The organism is Pseudomonas fluorescens (genome assembly GCF_002837185.1).
Classification (GTDB): Bacteria; Pseudomonadota; Gammaproteobacteria; order Pseudomonadales; family Pseudomonadaceae; genus Aquipseudomonas; species Aquipseudomonas fluorescens_AM.
In genome coordinates this window covers 22,455-42,094 of sequence record NZ_KZ478014.1, presented here as the reverse complement: position 1 = coordinate 42,094, position 19,640 = coordinate 22,455, and the positions used below count along the sequence as shown (strand labels likewise).

Sequence of the window (19,640 nt, the reverse complement as noted above, 5' to 3'; positions counted from 1 at the left end):
CGGCCGAAGGCAGTCACCCAGTAAGGGTTGAGCGGGACAGGGCTTGATTGCTTTGCCGTTTCGCACATTGGCAGTGGACTAATTTAAAGGGCGCAGTGCATGAGTGAAGGATATTTTGTTGGCCTGGGTGATAGAACGACGTGCGGCGGTAGAATTATCGAAGGTGATCCAAGAGTTAATATCTACGGGATTCTACATGCTCGCGAAGGTGACCTGGTTACGTGCGGAAAACATAAAGGGACATACCAGATTCTAGGCGGCATTTCCCATATTGAGAGTCACGGTAAACGTGTGGCAGGCACACTGGATAGTTTCAGCAGTTGCCCATGTCAAGCTCGGTTGATTCCTTCGGTGTACTCAGCCACCTACGAAAACGAAAACTCAGCATCGCCTATTAATCAGCGAATTGCTCAACCCAACACATCAACGGTAAGCGCCAGCCCTGTAGCGCCGCGTCAATCTGGTTTCGTGCCCTCCCGCCGAGCATCCAACGCAGAGAGCGACCAGGAGCCTGGCTTCTATATCGTGCCTAAGAGCATGACCCGCGAGGCGCTGGAGGCTACGCTTTTTCCGACGCTCGACCCAGCTGTGATGCGCAAGTTCCAGGCACTAAATCCCAATACGGGTAATGTCAAAGCCGGCTCAATGATTGTGCTCAGTGATCCGAGCAATACCTCCTGCACCTATCAAGAAGCGCAACTGATGCAGGCCGCCATACAGGTCGACGCCTCCCTGGATACCTTGACGCCGGACGAGGCTGACTTCCTGTTTCGCCACGGTGCCGAAATTGCCGGGTTTATCGGCCATACCTCAACCTGGCTCGGCGTCAGTGCAGTGGTGATGGAGAAGCACCTGAGCAATCTGCGCGACACACTCCAGGCGATGGAGCGCCTGCATCAGCAAAGCTATCGGCGGCACGGCCACCTTAGATCGCCGCAGTTCTTTGCAGATCGCCAGCGGTTGATGCACCAGCTGGATGCCCATTTGCTCAACTCCACGCGCTTACGAGGACAAACGACGCTGGGCGATCACCCCAAGTTGAAAACGGCGCTTGGAATTTCCAGTCGAAGTTTGGTGCATCACTGGGACAAGGCAGGTGGGCCGGGGCAGATTCCGGGGTATGCGTCTCATGTGGAGGCGGTTAGTCGTGCCACGAAGTATATGAAGGCAGGTGGTTACATCGGCATTGGTCTTGGCGGGGTGTCTTCATTGTTGGCGGTTCAGCAGGTATGTAATGGGGATTCTGGGGCGGCGTGTGAGAAGGTTAAATTTACTGAAGGGGGGAAATTTGGCCTTTCTACCGTCGGTGGTGCTTGGGGTGGCAGGATAGGTTTACAGGCCAGTGGTCCTGTCTGTCTGGGGCTAGGTATCTCTACAGGTATAGGAGGTGTTATTTGTGCTGCGGCACTGGTAGCAACTGGTGCATGGGTGGGCACGAGTGCAGGTGGGATGGGAGGGGAACTAGGTGGAGAAATTCTGTACGAGAAAACTGCGCCATGACTGAGGAGGAATTCTGGAAGTCTTGGTTCGCTTTTTGGATTGTTGGCGGTGGTCCTTTTTTGCTTGGAATTATAAGCATTGGATACACGTTGTATCTGAGCCGCTGTCACTTGGACGCCATTAAGGACGCACTGAAGAATAGCCGTTATATTTACTTATGGGGACCGAGTTTGGGGCGCAGGGGTGTGATTTGGTCCCTGTTGGAGATAGCGAAAATCGCAGGAATGGTAACGTGGTCGAAGGCGTATATCCGAATTGGGGATGTAAACGCTGCTGATCTCGAAAGTTTTCCACCTTACCTAAAGCGTCTGCTGGTTATCGATACGGCTATGAAAGTCATTGGTTTTACTTGGCTTGTCACCGTAGCTGTACTACTGAAGTTTAAGTAGTTTGAGGGGGCGACATCCCTTACTCGAAAAGCCCTCGGCGTTTCCAATTCGTAGCCTGACGCATCACTAGGTTCTGTTGGGTACGCCGAGGCAAACCTCAGGAGTGAAAAAATTTACGAGGCCGGACAACCATGACCAGTATCGATACTTGGCCTCCTTGGATTTCAATCATTGTTACAGGTGGGCCAATTTTGCTCGCAGTTGCTGGCGTTATCTTTAGTCTTTACCTAAGTCGTCGGCACCTGGACGCTATGAAAGAGGCACTGAGGAACAGTCGCTTTATTTATAGCTGGGGGACAAGCCTGGAAAAGGGGGGGTAATCTGGTCGCTTTGGGAAATATCAAAAATTGCCGGAAGGGTGACGTTGCCAAAGGCGTCTCTTCGCATCGGAGAACTGGACCCTGTCGATCTTAAAAACTTTCCTCCTCACCTAAGGCGCCTGTTGGCCATCAATAGGGTGATGTTGATCGGTTCCGTCGCTTGGTCGGTAGTTGCAGCCATGCTGGTGGAATTTAGGTAAGTTAAGCGGACCTCATCCAAGGCCCGCTATCCTGAGCAATCAGACCTCTGAGTACTCATCTGCACCCACCGGCCCCAGGACAAAACCAATGAAAACCCTACCGCCCGTGCACCGCATCGCCTTGCTCTTCAACGGCAGCAAAATCTACGACCGTGGCATCATCGCCGGTATCGGCAATTACCTGAGCAGCACGCGTGCGTCCTGGGATTTGTTCCTGGAGGAGGATTTTCTCTGTCGCCTGCGCGGTATCGAACGTTGGCAGGGCGATGGGATCATTGCCGATTTCGATGACCCGCTGATTGGCGAGGCGTTGGTCGGGAGTCGGATACCGGTGGTGGCGGTGGGCGGGTCGTATGAGGACGTCAGCCTGTACCCCAAGGGGATTCCCTATGTGGCGACCGATAACCATGCGCTCATGAAACTGGCCTACGAGCACCTGATCGAGGCCGGGTTGACGCGGTTTGCCTGTTTCAGCCTGCCTGAAGCCCAGGCCAACCGCTGGGCCCAGGAGCGTGAGAAGGCTTTTCGCGGGTTGATGCAGCGCGACGGTTTGCAGGTAGAGATCTATCGCGGCCTGGGGACCAGCGCGCCGTTGTGGGACAGCGCGGTGGAGCAGCAGATTGCCTGGCTGCACAGCCTGCCCAAGCCTATCGGCATTATTGCGGTGACCGACGCCCGTGCCCGGCAGCTGTTGCAGGCCTGCCTGACAGCAGGCATTGCGGTGCCGGAGGAAGTGGCGCTGATCGGCATCGACAACGACCCGCTGACCCGCACGCTGACGCGGGTGCCGCTCAGTTCGGTGATCCAGGGCACCGAAACCATGGGCCGCACTGCCGCCGCGCTGCTGCACCAGATGCTGCATGGCAAACCCTGCGCGGGTACGCAGGTGCTGGTGCCGCCGGACGCAATCAACGTGCAGGCCTCCAGCCTGCACCAGCCTTTGGGCAATCCCTATGTGATGCAGGCCCTGCTGTTTATCCGCCAGTACGCGTGCCAGGGCATCAAGACCGCGCAGGTGGCGGCGTATGTCGGGGTGTCGCGCTCATCGTTGGAGTCGCACTTTCGCAAGGTGCGCGGGTGCAGCGTGCACGACGAGATCTTGCGCTTCAAACTCGCCGCCGCCGCCAAGGGCCTGGAAAACCAGGCGCTGGCGATTGCCGATATTGCGCAGACCTGCGGGTTCACCTCGGCGCAATACCTGCACACGGTGTTTCGCCGCGAGTTCGGGTGTACGCCCAGGCAGTACCAGCAGGGCGCGGCTTAGAACACCGCCTTGACCTGCAAACCCAGTATCAGCGCATTGTCGATATTTTCCCCGGAAAACGCCCCCGGTTCGATGATGTATTGCACATCCGGACGCAAGGTCAGCCACGGCGTGGCCTGGTAGCCGTAGCTGAGTTCGATCAACTGCTCGGCGCTGTCCAGGGCAGGGTAGGGGTTGCCTGCATTGACGGCCGCCAGTTCCTGTACATCGCGACTGCGCGGGTTCGGCACGGCGCGTCCATAGCCCAGGGCGACGGTGTCCCGTGGGCGGCCTTCGAACGGTTTGTACAACACCACCCCCGCGCCATACCACTTGCTGAACGGCGACGCCGCCTCGCTGGCCGCCGAGTATTGAGCAAAGGCATGCAGGCTGCGGCCCTGGGACGTCGGAGAGGCCCACACCGCCTGGTCGATCAACAGGTAGTGGCCGCCGCGACCGCTGACCGCTTTGTCGCTGCCGATGCGTTTTACATCGGAGCTGTCGTAGTAGTAACCGAGCTTGTACTCACCCGGCAGGCGGCCGGCGTGTTTGTAGATCAGCTCAATGGGCACCACGGTACCGGTGGTGTGTTTGGGCCCCAGGTGCCAGGCGCGGCTGGAATTGCCGTTGCTGGACGGGTCGACATTGAACGCGGCCACGCGCAGTTGCCAGTTGGGCGAAAAGTCGTAGTTAACCCGTGCACCCAGGTGCGCATTCGGGTAGTTGGCCCAGCCGCTGCCGCCCGACATGTTCAGCGGGTGCCCGCAGAACCCGGCGTTCATGAAGTTGCACAGGATGCCGCTGTCCAGGCCGCCGAGGTCATTGCCCATGGCCATGTAGCCGAGCTTGACGTTAAGTGCCGGGGTGAACAGCGTGCGTTCGTAGCTCAACTCGGTGAGGCGGGTATAAAGGCCGCCGTAGTTTTCCTGGATCGGCAGGCGGTTGCCCACCAGGTCTTCGGAGGCGCTGTTGCCGCGTCGGTCGTTGATGGTCAGCTGGATGCGGTCGCCGTTGTTGAAACCGTAGAGTTTGCCCAGGTCGAACTGCACGCCGAGCTTGAGGTTTTGTGAGTAGCGCGCCGAGCGATGCTGGCCGCCATGGGCGTTGTAGGCGGTCTCGCCACTGTAGTCGCCGCTGAAGCGCACGCCCTGGTCGTCGAGTTCACGGCGCAGGCCGCCCCAGTCGCCGGTCAGGGTGGTGTCGTCGGCTTGAGCGGGCAGGGCGGCGGCAAAGGCCAGGCCCAGCACCAGGCGCCCAATGCAGGTTTGAGAAGTAGGGTTCATGCAGGATTTTCCAGACACAAAAGCGCGGTGCGGGCGCACCGCGCGAACAGGGATTGTTACGGCAGGGAGTAGGCGATCACATAGTCGCCACGGTCGGTGGACTGGCGCGCACCGCCGGCGGTGACGACGATGTACTGCTTGCCGGTCTTGGGTGACACGTAGGTCATCGGGCCGCCCTGGCTGCCCACCGGCAGGCGGGCTTTCCAGATTTCATCGCCGTTGCCGCTGTTGAAGGCGCGCAGGTAGAAGTCCTGGGTGCCGGCGATAAAGATCAGGCCACCCTGGGTCGACAGCGTACCGCCGAGGGTCGGCAGGCCGACTTTGATCGGCAGGTGCATGCGGATGCCCAGGGGGCCGGTGTCTTCAACAGTGCCCACCGGTACTTGCCAGGCGATTTTCTGGGTTTTCATGTCGATGGCGGTCAAGGTGCCGAACGGCGGCGCCTGGCACGGAATGCCGGCTACCGACAGGAAGCGGTTCTTGTTCACCGCATAGGGCGTGCCCTTGAGCGGCACAGCGCCCATGCCGGTGTTCAGCGCTTCACCGCCGGAGGCCGCCAGGGCCTTGTTCTGCGACGGCACCATCTGGATCCACAGGCCCAGGCGCATGTCGTTGACGAAGATAAAACCGTGCACCGGGTCGGTGGAAATACTGCCCCAGTTCATGCCGCCCAGGGAACCCGGGAAACTCAGGGATTTATCGGTACCCGGCGCAGTGTACAGGCCGTCGTAGCGCATGCCCTTGAAGTCGATGCGGCACAGCAACTGGTCAAACGGCGTGGCGCCCCACATGTCCGATTCGGTCAGGGTCTGTGCGCCGATCTGCGGCATGCCCAGGGATTTGGGCTGGGTGGGGGAGTACGGCTCGTTGGGAATGTTCGCGGCTTTGACCGGCACTTCCTGCACGTCGGTCAACGGCTTGCCGGTGGCGCGGTCGAGTACATAGATTTGCCCGGCCTTGGTGCCGATCACCACGGCGGGCACCGCCTTGTCGCTGCCCGGCGGGGTGAAATCGATCAAGCTGGGTTGCATCGGCAGGTCGAAGTCCCACAGGTCATTGTGGACCGTCTGGTACACCCATTTCTCGGCGCCGGTGGAGGCGTCCAGCGCCAGTACCGAAGCACCGTATTTATGATTGAGCTGGGTGCGCTCCACACCGTAGATGTCGGTGGACGAGCTGCCCATCGGCAGGAATACCGTGTTCATCAGCGGGTCGTAGGACATCGGCGCCCAGCTGTTCGGGGTGCTGCGCACGTAGGTGCTGCCCTCGGCCGGCGCGTGTTTGTCTTCAGGGTTGCCGGGGTCGAACGCCCAGCGCATCTGGCCGCTGATGATATCGAAACCACGGATCACGCCGCCGGGCATATCGGTCTGTACGTTATCCGCGACGCGACCGCCCACCACTACGGTGGTACCGGCAATCAGCGGCGCCGACGACAATTGGTAGTAGCTGTCCGGCACATTACCCAGGCCGGCCTTCAAATCCACTTGGCCGTGGGTGCCGAAGTCTTCGCAGAATTTGCCGGTGTCGGCATCCACGGCGATCAGGCGTGCATCGATGGTGTTGGTCAGCAGGCGACGCTGGCATTGCGCACCGGCGGCCACGCTGGCGGCAATGATCGGCGAGCTGTTGGGTTGGGTCGGCTGGGCAATCGGCGCAGTGGCGTCGAAGTAGGCCATCCCACGGCACCGCTGCCAGACCGCCGATTGGGCGTTGACCTCGTTCTTCCACAGTTCCTTGCCGGTGTCGGCGTCGAGCGCGATGAGGTTGTTGTGTGGGGTGCAGATGAAGACCTTGTTGCCGATCTGCAGGGGCGTCAGCTGGTCCTCGGCACCGTTGCCGTCGCTGATCGCCACGTCACCGGTGTGGTAGGTCCAGGCGACTTTGAGCTTGTCGATGTTGTCGCGATTGATCTGGTCCAGCGCGGCGAAGCGGCTGCCGCCTTCGGTGTTGCCGTAGTGGGCCCAGTCTTTCTGGGCATCGGCCGCGGCCACCGGGGTGATGCCGGGGCCGGCGCCGGTCGGCGCGACGCTTGGGTGAGCGACGAACATATTGCCCGCCGCCACCGCCACGCCCAGCGCCAGTACAGCGGCGACGCCGTACGCAGCACGCGCCGGTTTACCGACCAGCAGCGGATACACCAGCGCGACCACGATACCGATCACCGCGAACATGAACAGGCGCGAAAACAGCGGCCAGTACACCAGGCCCACATCCGCGACGGCCCATACGGCCGTGGCGACCAGGAACGCGGCGAACAGCCAGGCACCCGCCGGGTTGCGCCGGGCAATCAGCAGTCCGGCAAGGGCCATGGCCACGCCACCGACCAGGAAGTACCAGGAACCTCCCAGGCTGACCAGTTTGGCGCCGCCAACGGCGAGGGCAAGGCCGAGCAGGGCGATGATCACGCCCAGGCCAAGGAGTAAGAATCTAGAGGCGCCAGCGGCGCGCGATGCTCGTTTCATGTCGAAAGGGCTCGAGTGAGAGAGGGCAAAGCCTAATGCCGATCAGTTAGCGCAGATCCCCTCCCACATTTGATCTTCGCTGCGTTGAACATTTCGTTCGCTTAATTGACAGGCAATAGGGCAGGACCGCGATTTTAGCAAGATAAGTAACTGGTTAGTACATTTTGTCGCAGGGCGATGATTCCAGCGCATCGCGGGCACTCGTGGCGGCGCGAAACATTTATTAATACTTAACCGGCTATTGGAGTTGTACGACGTCGTATCAACTGTGTTCGACTATCACCGCTCTCACAAAAAAAATAACGGAGACTCCCCCCTATGACCGGTTTTCCTTCCGTCGAAGGCAAGGCTGCGGCGCCTGCGCCCGGCCATGTTGTACGACTTCTAAAGCTGCTCGGCCCCGGCGTTATCGCGGTACTGTCCTGGCTGGGCGCAGGCGATCTGATTACCTCCTCCGTTGCCGGCGCCAACTACGGCTACGCCATGATGTGGGTGCTCGCGGTGTCGCTGCTGCTCAGGTACCTGATCGTCAACATCATTGCGCGCTTCCAGCTGTGCAATAACCAAGGCATGACGATCCTTCAGGGCTATGCCCAGTTGAACCCGTTTTTCGCCTGGTTCCTGCTGGTGTATGCGCTGCTGATGGGGCATTTGATGAATGCCTACATGATCAAGGGCGCGGGTGAAGCCCTGGCCATGCTGTTCAAGACCGACTACGCGCTGCTGTGTTCGGTGGCCGTGGTGTTGGCAGTGTGGCTGCTGGTGGGGCGCAATATCTATTCGATGATCGAAGGCGTGATGAAGAGCCTGCTGGCGATCATGACCCTGGCGTTCATTGCCTTGGCAGTGATGTCCGGGCCGGACATGGCGAGTATTGTCAGAGGCACGATCGGTTTCAGCATTCCGCCGGATGAGGGCGTGCATGGCGCGTTGCTGGTGGCGGTCTCGGTGATCGGCGCGGTGGCGGGCTCGATCGCCAACTTTGTGCACCCCTATGTGATGCGCCAGAAGGGCTGGATTGGCCCGCAGCACAAGCGCATCCAGCGTAACGACCTGCTGTTCGCCGTGTTCGTCGGCATTGTGATCAACCTGGCGATCTGGATTGTCGGCGCCGAGATCCTGCGGCCCAACGGCATTGAAGTGAATACCCTGGGCGACCTGGGCAAGGCGCTGGAGATCTTCTTCGGCCCGATCGGCTGGTACATCTTCTTTATCGGCGTGTTCGCGACGCTGTTCGCCAGCATCTCGGGCAAGACCACGGCCTTTCCGATGCTGATCACCGATGCCTTCCAGCACGTGCGCCCCGGACGCCGGGAACGCTATGGCAGAGAGTTCCACCATGACCCGATGCACAAGTGGTTCATGCTGTTCATCCTGGTGACCCCGCTGGTCTGGTCGCTGCCGGGCATGCCGGACTTTGTCACGCTGACCATTGGTGTCAGCGCGTTGAACATCATCGGTCTGCCGGTGATTTCCCTCGGCCTGCTGATCATGTCCAACCAGAAGTCGCTGCTCGGCAAGGAGTACCGCAATAACCTGTTCGAGAACATTGCGTTGCTCTTCGCCACGGGTCTGGCGCTGTGGGTCGCGTTTCAGCTGGGTGTCGAGCTGTTCAGCTGATCACCGGGTGTGCAGGCGTCGCATCTGCTTGAAGCGACGCCTGCGGACGGTCAACGAAACGCTGGCATCACCTGCTCGATAAACAGGGCCAGGGACTTCTTCTTCTCGGCATGGGGCAGGCTGTTGTCGCACCAGAAGCTGAACTCATCCACGCCCAGTTCCTGGTAATACCGAATACGCGGGATGATCTCTTCTGCAGTGCCGATCATCGCGGTTTTGTGCAGGCTCTCCAGTTCGAACTCGGGGCGTGCGGCGAACTTCTCTTCCGGACTTGGCTCCAGGAAACCGTTGACCGGCACGCTCTTGTTACCGAACCAGGCATCGAAGGTGCGATAGAACTTCGAGATCGCCTTGGCCCCGACTTTCCAGCCCTGCGGATCATCAGCGGCGTGCACGTGGGTGTGACGCAGCACCATCAACTGCGGGCGCGGCACGCCAGGGTTGTTGTCCAGGGCAGCCTGGAATTTGTTTTTCAGGTCCAGGACTTCTTCATCGCCCTTCATCAGCGGCGTGACCATCACGTTGCAGCCGTTGGCCACGGCGAAATGATGGGAGTCGGGGTCGCGGGCGGCGATCCACATCGGTGGGCTGGGCTGCTGGATCGGCTTGGGTACGCTGGTGGAGGTGGGGAACTTCCAGATGTCGCCGTCATGGGCGTAGTCGCCTTTCCACAGGGCGCGCACTACCGGCACCATTTCGCGCAGGGCCTGGCCACCGCTCGAGGCAGGCATGCCGCCGGCCATGCGGTCGAACTCGACCTGATAAGCGCCACGGGCCAGGCCTACTTCCATGCGCCCGTTGCTGATCACGTCGAGCAACGCGCATTCGCCCGCCACCCGCAGCGGGTGCCAGAACGGCGCGATGATGGTGCCGGCGCCCAGATGGATAGTGGTGGTCCTGGCCGCGAGGTAAGCCAGCAGCGGCATGGGACTTGGCGATATGGTGTATTCCATCGCGTGGTGTTCGCCAATCCACACGGTGCTGAAACCACCGGCTTCGGCCATCAGGGTCAGTTCGGTCAAGTCTTCGAACAACTGACGGTGGCTGACGCTTTCATCCCAGCGTTCCATGTGTACGAACAGCGAAAATTTCATGACGCGTACCTCGGATCTATTGTTGTTTTCCGCAAAAAAAATGGGTTCAGCGGGGTATCAGGCAGGCACCGGCAGGGTACCCATCTTGCCGTGGCAATACACCAGGGGTCCATTCGGCTGTGTCGGCACGATCAAGTTCTTGACCGAGCCAACCATGATTGCGTGGTCGCCGCCTTCGTATTCGCGCCACAACTGGCATTCAATGACCGCTGTGGCATTGGCCAGGATCGGATTGCCCAATGCACTCAGGGTCCACTCTATGCCCTGGGCCTTGTCCTTGCCTTTGCGCGCAAAGGCATAGGCTTCGCTTTGCTGTCCGCCGGACAACACATGGATGGCGAAGCGCTTGTTCTTGATCAGTACGGGGTAGGAGTCAGAGCTGTAGTTGGGGCAGAAGAGCACCAGGGCCGGGTCCATGGACAGCGAGCTGAACGCGCTGGCGGTGAGGCCGACGATTTGCCCGTCGTCGTCCAGCGTAGTAATTACGGTGACCCCGGACGGAAACGAACCCATCACTTGTTTGTAGACGGCGGCATCGATCATGGGATTGTCCTCTGCTATGAAGCGGTTTTTTAAATTTATAGGTCTGATGGTATACCGTAATACATGAGTTGCAAGGGCTTTTTTAAACGGGCGATAAACGTGTCAAGAACCGCAAAAAACCCTCTATTACGGGGATTTATGCCTTGATAATGGGTTTTCTCGGGGCGGGATTGCCGGATCGGAGGCGGGCTAAAACAACGGATCAGTCTTGTTAAAAGCTTGGAATACCATAATATGGTGTTCATGCTGAGGGCGGCCCTAGAGTTCCCCTCGGTTGGCGTCAAACAACTATAAGATCAGACAAACGCGAGTTATTCCTATGCCTCAGATGTCCCGGCAAGACCCCCTGATCGAGCATCACACGGTCGATTACGTCCCCCTCTCAGAGCGCCACGGGAAAGCCCGCGACCTGTTCACGTTGTGGTTCAGCACCAATATCGCGCCGCTGCCCATCGTCACCGGTGCAATGGTGGCCCAGGTGTTTCATCTCAATCTGATGTGGGGGCTGCTGGCGATTGCCCTTGGGCATCTGCTTGGCGGCATCGTGATTGCCCTCGCATCCGCCCAGGGCCCGCGCATGGGCATCCCGCAGATGGTGCAGAGCCGTGGCCAGTTCGGGCGCTACGGCGCGCTGCTGATCGTATTTTTCGCGGCGCTGATCTACATCGGCTTTTTCATTTCCAACATCGTGCTGGCCGGCAAATCCATCGTCGGCATCGTGCCGTCGGTCCCGGTGCCGGCGAGCATCCTGATCGGCGCCCTCAGCGCCACGGCCATCGGCGTGATCGGCTACCGCTTTATCCATACCTTGAATCGCATCGGCACCTGGGTGATGGGCAGCGCGTTGCTCGCCGGGTTTGTCTACATCTTTGCCCATGACCTGCCGGCCGACTTCCTCACCCGCGGCGGTTTCAACGCCGCCGGCTGGCTGGCCACGGTGTCGCTCGGGGTGATCTGGCAGATCAGCTTCTCGCCCTACACCAGTGACTATTCGCGCTACCTGCCGGCGGACATCGGCATCACCCGGCCATTTATCGCCACCTACCTGGGCGCAACACTGGGCACCATCCTGTCGTTCGCCTTCGGCCTGGTGGCGGCACTGGCGACACCGGAAGGCACCGAAGCGATGGTCGCGGTCAAGCAAGCCACGGGCGCGCTGGGGCCGATCCTGATGGTGCTGTTCCTGCTCAATATCATCAGCCACAACGCACTGAACCTGTACGGCGCGGTGCTCTCGATTATCACCTCGATCCAGACCTTCGCCAGCCGCTGGACGCCCAGCATCAAGGTGCGCGTAGTGCTGTCGGGCGTGATCCTCGCCGGTTGCTGTGTAGTGGCGCTGGGCGCGTCGGCGGACTTCATCGCGCAATTTATCGGATTGATCCTCGCGCTGTTGCTGGTGCTGGTGCCGTGGGCCTCGATCAACCTGATCGACTTCTACATCATCAAGCGCGGGGTGTACGACATCGCCTCGATCTTCCAGGCCGACGGCGGGGTGTATGGCCGGTTCAACCTGCATGCGATCGTGGCATATTTCATCGGCATCATCGTGCAATTGCCGTTTGCCAATACGTCGTTGTATGTGGGGCCCTGGGCCAACCTGGTGGAAGGCGCGGACTTGTCGTGGCTGGTGGGGTTGGTGGTGACGTGTCCTTTGTATTACTGCCTGGCGACGCGCAAGCAGACGCAGAAGGTTCGTGCGGTAAGGCTGGGTTATTCGGACTGATCATCACGTCAAATCAAATACCCGGCGCTTGCCGGGTATTTTTCTGTAGTCGGTTTTTCCTGGCGGCGTAGGCAACTTCTCTATTTATCTTCACTCCTTGCTGCTTGTTTCCGGGCCGTATTCGCTTGCCTATATTCCGACGCCATCTCTATTGGACGCGGGATGCAGGGCATGGCGCAGAGTTATATCAACGACCATACAACCGACTACAGCAGCTTGAAGTCCCGCTTGATGGGGGGAGGCTTGAGCCGCCAGCGCTCCGACCATTTTGATGTGCTCAACCGGCACCTGCGCCATGGGCTGGTCACGCCGGGGCAATTAGTGATTATTCCCGATGCACACAGCGTGGAATGCTCCAGGGACGAAGCCTGGTTGATGCGCCACGCCGAGCAGGTGCGGCGCGACCTGGAACAGCATTCATCGACCGGCGCGGCGGTGGTCAATGACTATGACTTGCTGCAGAGCTTGCTGACCTATGGCTCGATTGGCGTCGGCAGCGCGACATCGGCCTGGGCGCGGCATTTGGATGAAACAGTGCATACGTTGGAGGAAATAGAGCGTTTGCATCAACGATTGAAAACGGGCGGGTTGGATCGCGAGACTTTCATTCGCCAGCGGCAGATGCTGTTTGCATTGCTGGATACTCAACTGCGTGGCGCGGGCAGATTGGGCACGGGCTTGCGCAGTAACCAGTCGTTGAAGGAGGTCCTCGGGGTCTCCACCAACAGCTATTTGCACAAGGGCGAGATTGCCGGCTATGCCCAGCGGATGGGGGCGATTGCGCAAGTGTCGAAGTGGTTGGGCAAGGGTATGTATGTGGGAATGGCGATGGACGTTGGCGCGGCGGGATTGGAGATCAAGGAGGCCTGTATGACCGGGAGGGAGGCGCAGTGTCGGCGAGCCAAATACGTGGAGACGGGGCGGTTGGCGGGTAGCGTGACGGGGGCCTCGATCGGGGGAGTCTATGGTGCAAGGGTTGGGCGGAGTGTTTGTAAGATAGCTTTCGCTATTTCGACCAAGGGACGCGCTGAGTTGGCCTGTGGAATTATCGGTGGCGCTGCGGGAGGGTACGCAGGAGGTTCTTTTTTGGGAGATGTCGGTGCTTTCCTGGGTGGAGAGATCCTAGAGGTCGATGGTGTTTTTTTATTTCAATCAGAGGGGGCTTAATAATGTCGCTCTTTCTTGTCTATAGCATCGTGCTGATGGCTGGGACGCACGTCCTTTTGGGGCTGATTCTATACGCCGAATATAGAAAACTCGACGAGCTGGAAAGTTACTTCAGTGACAACGAAAGAGTTCGTAGGCATAAACGTTTTTGGAAAAGAAACCAACGGATCGATAGGTTTCACCGCATGGGGCTTATGGTTGATTTCCTGTCCGATTCAAAGCGCTTCGTGAAAGCTGGCCTCGTCACCGAGGAAGAGTTGGCGTCAGTTCCTTTAGCGCTCAGAAGATGGGCATTGTGGCCCTATCGCAGCTGTCATATCTGGGCGATTGCAATCGTCATCTGGACCATTTGGTACAGAGGTTGATACGAAGCTCCGATGGCGGAACGGCCAGCTACAAACGAGCTGACACTCTCCCAGCCGCTGCCACATGAAGCCTTCCAAGGCAGGCTCAATGCGCCCCGGCCGCCTTGTTCAAATCACTCTCGGCCCACTGCGTATACACACACGCATCCGCCGTGGCCCAGCGCACGCGCACCGGGTCACCGGTCTTGAGCGGCATGCCCGCAGCAGACAGCGCCTTGACCGTCATCGAAGTCCCACCCAGGGTTTTCACCGCGCACGTCTGGCTCTCGCCCAGAAACAGCACCTCCCCGACAATCGCCGAAACCTCATTCCAGCCCGCCGCCAGCGGTTGCTCGGTGGCCTGTTCGACACTCAGCGCCAGGGCCTTTTCCGGGCGCACCATCAGCAATAGGTCCTGCTCGGTGCGCAGCCCGGTGGTCAGGCGGATCGACAGCGACTGGCCTTCGAACGACGCTGCCGCATTGCCCTGGGCCTTGAGCTTGAGGAAGTTGGAATTGCCCAGGAACGAGGCGACAAACGCGTTCGGCGGGTTCTGGTACAGGTCGAAACCGCTGCCCAGGCCGACGATTTTGCCGTGGCTGAAAATCGCGATGCGCTGGGACAGGCGCATGGCTTCTTCCTGGTCATGGGTCACGTAGACGATGGTGATGCCCAGGCGCCGGTGCAGCTGGCGCAGCTCGTCCTGCAGGTCTTCACGCAGCTTCTTGTCGAGGGCGCCGAGGGGTTCGTCCATCAGCAGGATACGCGGCTCGTACACCAGCGCGCGGGCGATGGCGACGCGTTGTTGCTGGCCGCCGGAGAGTTGCGAAGGGCGGCGATGGGCGAACGGTTCCAGCTGCACCAGCTTGAGCATGGCGTCAACGCGTTTCTCACGTTCGGCGCTGGCCAGTTTGCGGATGGCCAGGGGGAAGGCGATGTTGTCGCGCACCGACAAGTGCGGAAACAGCGAGTAGCGTTGAAACACCATGCCGATGTCGCGCTTGTGCGGCGGCACGTTGACCAGGGATTGCCCACTCACCAGGATCTCGCCGCTGCTCGGCGTTTCAAAGCCGGCGAGCATCGACAGGGTGGTGCTCTTGCCCGAGCCGCTGGAACCAAGGAAGGTGAGGAACTCGCCGTCCTGGATGTCCAGGGAGATGTTGTCCACGGCGGCAAAGTCGCCGTAGTACTTGTTCAGGTTGCGCAGGCTCACCAGGGGTCGGCCGGGGTTCTGCGTGGCATCTTGGATCACTGCACTCATGTTCTGCTCCTGGGCGCCTAGGCGCGGGTTTCGGTGCGCCGACGAAGGGCGGCGGCAATCACCATGACCAGTACCGACAGGCCGATCAGCAACGTCGAGGCGACGGCGATCACAGGCGTCAGGTCCTGGCGCAGGGTGGTCCACATTTTGACGGGAAGGGTTTGCAGGGTCGGGCTGGCCATCATCACGCTGAGCACCACTTCGTCCCACGAGACGAGAAAGGCGAACAGCGCACCGGCCACCATCCCTGGGCGAATCGCCGGGAAGGTCACCTTGAACACCGCCTGCACGCGCGAGGCGCCGCAGATCACCGCCGCGTCTTCAATCGACTGGTCGAACAGCTTCAGCGAGTTGATGATCGAGATGATGGTGAACGGCAGCGCGACAATCACATGGCTGACCACGAAGGCGAACATCGTGCCGGTGTAGCCGAGCTTGAGGAACAGCGCGTACACCGCCACGGCGATGATCACCAGCGGCACGATCATCGGCAGGGTGAACAGACCGTAGAGCAGCTCGCGACCGGGGAAGCGTCCGCGCACCAGGGCAAAGGCGGTCGGCAGCCCCAGCGCGACGGCGAAGAACGTGGTCAGCACCGCCACCTTGAGACTGGCCATCGCCGCGTTCATCCAGTCGGGGTTGGAGAAGAACTGGCCGTACCATTTCAGCGTCCAGCCCGGTGGCGGGAACACCAGCCATTGCGACGAACCGAACGACAGCAACACGATGAATACGATCGGCAGCAGCAGGAACAGGCCAATCAAACCGGTGGTGGTGTAGAGGCCCAGGCGCATCCTGCGGCTCATGGCGTTGGGGGTCAGGAGCATGACGGCTTACCTCGCGTTGCTGGCGCCAACCGGGGATTCCGGCTGGAGCTTCAGGTAGAAGTAGAACAGCACCAGCGTGATGAAGATCAGCAACGCGGCGCCGGCACTGGCCAGGCCCCAATTAAGGAACGATTGCACCTGCTGGATGATGAACTCCGGCAGCATCATGTTCTGCGCACCGCCGAGCAGCGCCGGGGTGACGTAGTAACCGAGGGACATCACGAACACCATCAGGCCGCCGGAAAACAAGCCCGGCCGGCACAGCGGCAGGAACACCCTGAAGAAGTTGGTCCATGGGCTGGCGCCACAGATGGAGCCGGCCTGCAGGATCATCGGGTCGATGGCCTGCATGGTCGCCTGCAGCGGCAACACGATGAACGGAATCATGATGTAGCTCATGCCGATCACTACGCCGGTGAGGTTATGCACCATCTCCAGCGGTTGATCGATGATGCCCATGGCCATCAACGCCTTGTTGATCACCCCCGAGGCCTGCAGCAATACCAGCCAGGAATAGGTGCGGGCGAGCAGGCTGGTCCACATCGACAGCAGCACGATACTCAAGATCCAGCGGCCCCAGCCGCGCGGCACCAGGGTAATCGCCCAGGCCAGCGGAAAGCCCAGCAGCAGGCTGAACAGCGTCACCAGGCCGGCCACCGAAAAGGTATTGAGCAACACCCGCGCATACGCGGAATTGGCAAACAGCTGTTCGTAATTGCCCAGGCCCGGCACCGGCTCCAGCACGCCACGCAGCAGCAGGCCGATCAGCGGCGCCAGGAAGAACAGGCCAAGGAACAGCAGTGCCGGGATCAGGTTGCTCGATCCGCGCCAACGCTGCGCCAGGGACGGCGCCCCGGCCCTGGCGCCAACGGCACCGCCGATGGCGCCTTCGGCCCGCGTGGTTGCCGTCATTTTCATTTGACTAGCCATTCATTCCACCGTGTCGCAATGGCTTGGCCGTTCTTGGCCCAGTAGGCGAAATCGAGGGTGATCTGGTCCTTGGCGTAGGCCGTCGGCAGGTTGGGCGCCAGGACTGAATCCAGGCGCTGCACGCTGTCGATATTCACCGGAGCGTAGGCGGTCAGGTTGGAGAAATCCGCCTGGCCCTTGGCGCTGCTGGCATTGGCCAGGAATTTCATCGCGGCCGCTTTGTTTTTCGAGCCTTTAGGCACCACGAGAATGTCGGCCATCACCAGGTTCTGCTTCCAGCTCACGCCCACCGGTGCGCCATCTTCCTGCAAGGCGTGAATGCGACCGTTCCAGAACTGGCCCATGCTGACTTCGCCGGAGGCCAGCAACTGTTGCGACTGCGCGCCGCCGCCCCACCAGACGATGTCTTTCTTGATCGTGTCGAGTTTGTTGAAGGCGCGGTCCAGGTCCAGGGGGTAGAGCTTGTCGGCTGCAACACCGTCGGCCAGCAGCGCCAGTTCGAGCACGCCTGGGCTTGGCCATTTGTAGAGGGCGCGTTTGCCGGGGTAGGTCTTGGTGTCGAACAAGGCGCTCCAGTCCTGCGGTTTGCCGGCGCCGAGCTTGCCTTCGTTATAGCCGAGCACGAAGGAGAAGAAGAATGAGCCGACGCCATGGTCGGAGACGAAGCGCGGGTCGATCTTGTCGCGCTGGATCACCGAGAAGTCGAGGGGCTCGAGCAGGCCTTCGGCGGCGGCGCGCAGTGCGAAGTCGGCTTCGACATCCACCACGTCCCACTGTACGTTGCCGCTTTCAACCATGGCCTTGAGTTTGCCGTAGTCGGTGGGGCCATCCTGGACCACGGTGATGCCGCTGGCCTTGCTGAAAGGATCGGCCCACGCCTGCTTCTGCGCATCCTGGGTGCTGCCGCCCCAGCTGACGAAATTGACGCTTTCGGCTGCCATGGCCGCGTGGGAGGCCACGCTCAACAATCCCGCGAACAGCAGCGCGGTTGTACCTTTGTTCAACACCATGTTTACGCCCTCATTGTTGTGTTTATGAGCGGGGCTTTGGAGTGCCCGCCTATCGGGAGCAGTCGGTCCGGACCACTTATTGGGGGTGTCCGGACCATGGAATATCATATTATGGTATTCCAAACTTTGCGCAAGCACTTTGCCATACCGGCTATCCGCCGGCGCTGGGTTTCTCACCTCAGATGAAGGGGATGCTTTCCACGACTTCCAGGTCGTAACCGGTCAAGCCTGCGTATTTCAGCGGTGGTCCGAGGTGGCGCAGTTTGCCCACGCCCAGATCCTGCAATATCTGCGCGCCGGTACCCACTTCCGAGTAAATCCGTGATTGGGAGCGGCTGAACTGACGTGGCGCCTGGGTCAACTGCGGTACGCGTTCGAGCAGTGCCTGGGACGATTCATGGTTGGCCAGCACCACCACCACGCCGCAGCCCTCTGCCGCCACGCGTTGCAGGGCGGCCCACAAGGTCCAGTTGGACGGCCCGCTGTAGTCGGCGCCGACCAGGTCGCGCAGCGGGTCGATTACATGCACACGCACCAGCGCCGGTTCATCGCGGCGCAGTTGGCCCATGACCATGGCCATGTGCACGCCGCCGTCGATGCGGTCTTCAAAGGTGATCAGGCGGAAGATGCCGTGCACCGTGGGCAGGTCGCGTTCGCCGATGCGTACCACGGTGCGTTCGGTGCTGAGGCGGTAGTGGATCAGGTCGGCGATGGTGCCGATCTTGATCCCGTGCTTGCGGGCAAAGGCTTCCAGCTCGGGACGGCGGGCCATGGTGCCGTCGTCGTTCATCACTTCGACAATCACCGAGGCCGGTGTGTGCCCGGCCAGGCGCGCCAGGTCGCAACCGGCTTCGGTGTGGCCGGCGCGGGTCAGCACACCACCATCCCGGGCGCGCAACGGGAAGATATGCCCTGGCTGCACAATATCGGCGGGCCCCGCGTTGATGTCCACAGCCGCCGCAACGGTGCGTGCGCGATCGGCGGCGGAGATGCCGGTGGTCACGCCGGTGGCGGCTTCGATGGACACGGTAAACGCAGTGCTGAACACGCTGCCATTGCTGGGCACCATCTGCTCCAGGCCCAGGCGTTGGCAATGTTCATCGGTGAGGGTCAGGCAGATCAGGCCACGGGCCTCGCGGGCCATGAAGCTGATAGTCTCGGCGGTGCAACACGCCGCAGGCAGCAGCAGGTCGCCTTCGTTTTCCCGGTCTTCGTCGTCCACCAGAAGCACCATCTTGCCCTGGCGGTAGTCTTCGATGATGTCTGCGATGTTGTTGAAGGGCATGGGGAGTGCTCTGCTTGTTGGTTGTATGTATTATGGTATACCACAAATTCCAAACAAGAGGATGTCTCGATGAAGGCCTATTGGATTGCCCATGTGGACGTGTCCGATGCAGAGCAATACACCCAGTACACCCAGCGCGCCCCGGCGGCGTTTGCGAAGTTCGGCGGACGATTTCTGGCCAGGGGCGGGCGCAGTGAGGCGCTGGAAGGCGGGCCGGCACGGCAGCGCAATGTGGTGATTGAGTTTGATAGCTACGAGCAGGCGGTGGCGTGCTATGAGTCTGCTGAATATCAGGAGGCGAAGGGGCACAGAGCGGGGGTGGGGGAGGCGCAGATCATAATCGTGGAAGGGCTGGCATCCTAGGCCACACGAGACCGAGTGTGGTCCAAATGTGGGAGGGGGCTTGCCCCCGATGGCGGTGGGTCAGTTATAA

At 60.4% G+C, this 19,640-nt stretch carries 17 protein-coding genes; 8 read left to right on the top strand and 9 right to left on the bottom strand.

What is annotated here, in order from left to right:
- Window positions 1-99 precede the first annotated feature (99 nt).
- The 3 genes from CIB54_RS21835 (at window position 100) to CIB54_RS21820 (ending at window position 3,673) form a co-directional block, all read left to right on the top strand.
- Window positions 100-1,500 (top strand): PAAR domain-containing protein, encoded by a 1,401-nt coding sequence (locus tag CIB54_RS21835; RefSeq protein WP_101220930.1) that lies wholly within the window; start codon window positions 100-102, stop codon window positions 1,498-1,500.
- Window positions 1,497-1,889 carry a hypothetical protein gene (locus CIB54_RS21830; RefSeq protein WP_101220929.1) on the top strand — a complete coding sequence of 131 codons (393 nt, stop codon included), beginning with the start codon at window positions 1,497-1,499 and terminating at the stop codon, window positions 1,887-1,889. The genes CIB54_RS21835 and CIB54_RS21830 overlap by 4 nt, the downstream gene beginning before the upstream one ends.
- Window positions 1,890-2,497: 608 nt before the next feature.
- Complete coding sequence (locus tag CIB54_RS21820) at window positions 2,498-3,673, top strand: XylR family transcriptional regulator (protein WP_101220928.1); 1,176 nt, start codon at window positions 2,498-2,500, stop codon at window positions 3,671-3,673.
- Here the strand turns inward: CIB54_RS21820 and CIB54_RS21815 are convergent.
- Both CIB54_RS21815 and CIB54_RS21810 read right to left on the bottom strand, forming a co-directional pair.
- On the bottom strand, window positions 3,670-4,935 hold the full coding sequence (locus CIB54_RS21815) for a carbohydrate porin (RefSeq protein ID WP_101220927.1): 1,266 nt from the start codon (window positions 4,933-4,935) through the stop codon (window positions 3,670-3,672). The two genes, CIB54_RS21820 and CIB54_RS21815, sit on opposite strands and share 4 nt — an antisense overlap.
- A 56-nt stretch (window positions 4,936-4,991) precedes the next feature.
- A complete protein-coding gene (locus tag CIB54_RS21810) occupies window positions 4,992-7,400 on the bottom strand; it encodes a glucose/quinate/shikimate family membrane-bound PQQ-dependent dehydrogenase (RefSeq protein WP_101220926.1) in 2,409 nt (802 codons plus the stop codon).
- A 318-nt stretch (window positions 7,401-7,718) separates the two neighbouring features.
- Here CIB54_RS21810 and CIB54_RS21805 point away from each other — a divergent pair, with 318 nt between their 5' ends.
- On the top strand, window positions 7,719-9,020 hold the full coding sequence (locus CIB54_RS21805) for an Nramp family divalent metal transporter (protein ID WP_101220925.1): 1,302 nt from the start codon (window positions 7,719-7,721) through the stop codon (window positions 9,018-9,020).
- A 50-nt stretch (window positions 9,021-9,070) separates the two neighbouring features.
- Here CIB54_RS21805 and CIB54_RS21800 read toward each other — a convergent pair whose 3' ends face one another.
- A complete protein-coding gene (locus tag CIB54_RS21800; RefSeq protein ID WP_065952764.1) occupies window positions 9,071-10,114 on the bottom strand; it encodes an LLM class flavin-dependent oxidoreductase in 1,044 nt (347 codons plus the stop codon).
- Window positions 10,115-10,171: 57 nt separating this feature from the next.
- Window positions 10,172-10,657 (bottom strand): flavin reductase family protein, encoded by a 486-nt coding sequence (locus tag CIB54_RS21795; protein WP_065952763.1) that lies wholly within the window; start codon window positions 10,655-10,657, stop codon window positions 10,172-10,174.
- Window positions 10,658-10,976: 319 nt separating this feature from the next.
- Here CIB54_RS21795 and CIB54_RS21790 point away from each other — a divergent pair, with 319 nt between their 5' ends.
- From CIB54_RS21790 to CIB54_RS21780, 3 genes are all read left to right on the top strand, one after another.
- Window positions 10,977-12,383 (top strand): purine-cytosine permease family protein, encoded by a 1,407-nt coding sequence (locus tag CIB54_RS21790; RefSeq protein WP_065952762.1) that lies wholly within the window; start codon window positions 10,977-10,979, stop codon window positions 12,381-12,383.
- 171 nt (window positions 12,384-12,554) lie between these two features.
- On the top strand, window positions 12,555-13,550 hold the full coding sequence (locus CIB54_RS21785) for a hypothetical protein (protein ID WP_065952866.1): 996 nt from the start codon (window positions 12,555-12,557) through the stop codon (window positions 13,548-13,550).
- 2 nt (window positions 13,551-13,552) lie between these two features.
- Window positions 13,553-13,915: a hypothetical protein gene (locus CIB54_RS21780; protein WP_101220924.1), complete on the top strand. Its 363-nt coding sequence runs from the start codon at window positions 13,553-13,555 to the stop codon at window positions 13,913-13,915.
- Window positions 13,916-14,000: 85 nt separating this feature from the next.
- Here the strand turns inward: CIB54_RS21780 and CIB54_RS21775 are convergent, their stop codons facing one another.
- From CIB54_RS21775 to ribBA, 5 genes are all read right to left on the bottom strand, one after another.
- Window positions 14,001-15,155: an ABC transporter ATP-binding protein gene (locus tag CIB54_RS21775; RefSeq protein ID WP_101220923.1), complete on the bottom strand. Its 1,155-nt coding sequence runs from the start codon at window positions 15,153-15,155 to the stop codon at window positions 14,001-14,003.
- Window positions 15,156-15,172: 17 nt separating this feature from the next.
- Window positions 15,173-15,982 carry an ABC transporter permease gene (locus CIB54_RS21770; protein WP_065952759.1) on the bottom strand — a complete coding sequence of 270 codons (810 nt, stop codon included), beginning with the start codon at window positions 15,980-15,982 and terminating at the stop codon, window positions 15,173-15,175.
- Window positions 15,983-15,988: 6 nt separating this feature from the next.
- On the bottom strand, window positions 15,989-16,900 hold the full coding sequence (locus CIB54_RS21765) for an ABC transporter permease (protein ID WP_065952758.1): 912 nt from the start codon (window positions 16,898-16,900) through the stop codon (window positions 15,989-15,991).
- The gene (locus CIB54_RS21760; protein WP_065952757.1) at window positions 16,897-17,922 is read right to left on the bottom strand and encodes an ABC transporter substrate-binding protein; all 1,026 of its coding nucleotides are present in this window, start codon (window positions 17,920-17,922) and stop codon (window positions 16,897-16,899) included. Before CIB54_RS21760 ends, CIB54_RS21765 begins: the two co-directional genes overlap by 4 nt.
- 178 nt (window positions 17,923-18,100) lie before the next feature.
- Window positions 18,101-19,207: a bifunctional 3,4-dihydroxy-2-butanone-4-phosphate synthase/GTP cyclohydrolase II gene (gene ribBA / locus CIB54_RS21755; protein WP_101220922.1), complete on the bottom strand. Its 1,107-nt coding sequence runs from the start codon at window positions 19,205-19,207 to the stop codon at window positions 18,101-18,103.
- A 69-nt stretch (window positions 19,208-19,276) separates the two neighbouring features.
- Here ribBA and CIB54_RS21750 point away from each other — a divergent pair, with 69 nt between their 5' ends.
- The gene (locus tag CIB54_RS21750) at window positions 19,277-19,570 is read left to right on the top strand and encodes a DUF1330 domain-containing protein (protein ID WP_101220921.1); all 294 of its coding nucleotides are present in this window, start codon (window positions 19,277-19,279) and stop codon (window positions 19,568-19,570) included.
- Window positions 19,571-19,640: the final 70 nt, after the last annotated feature.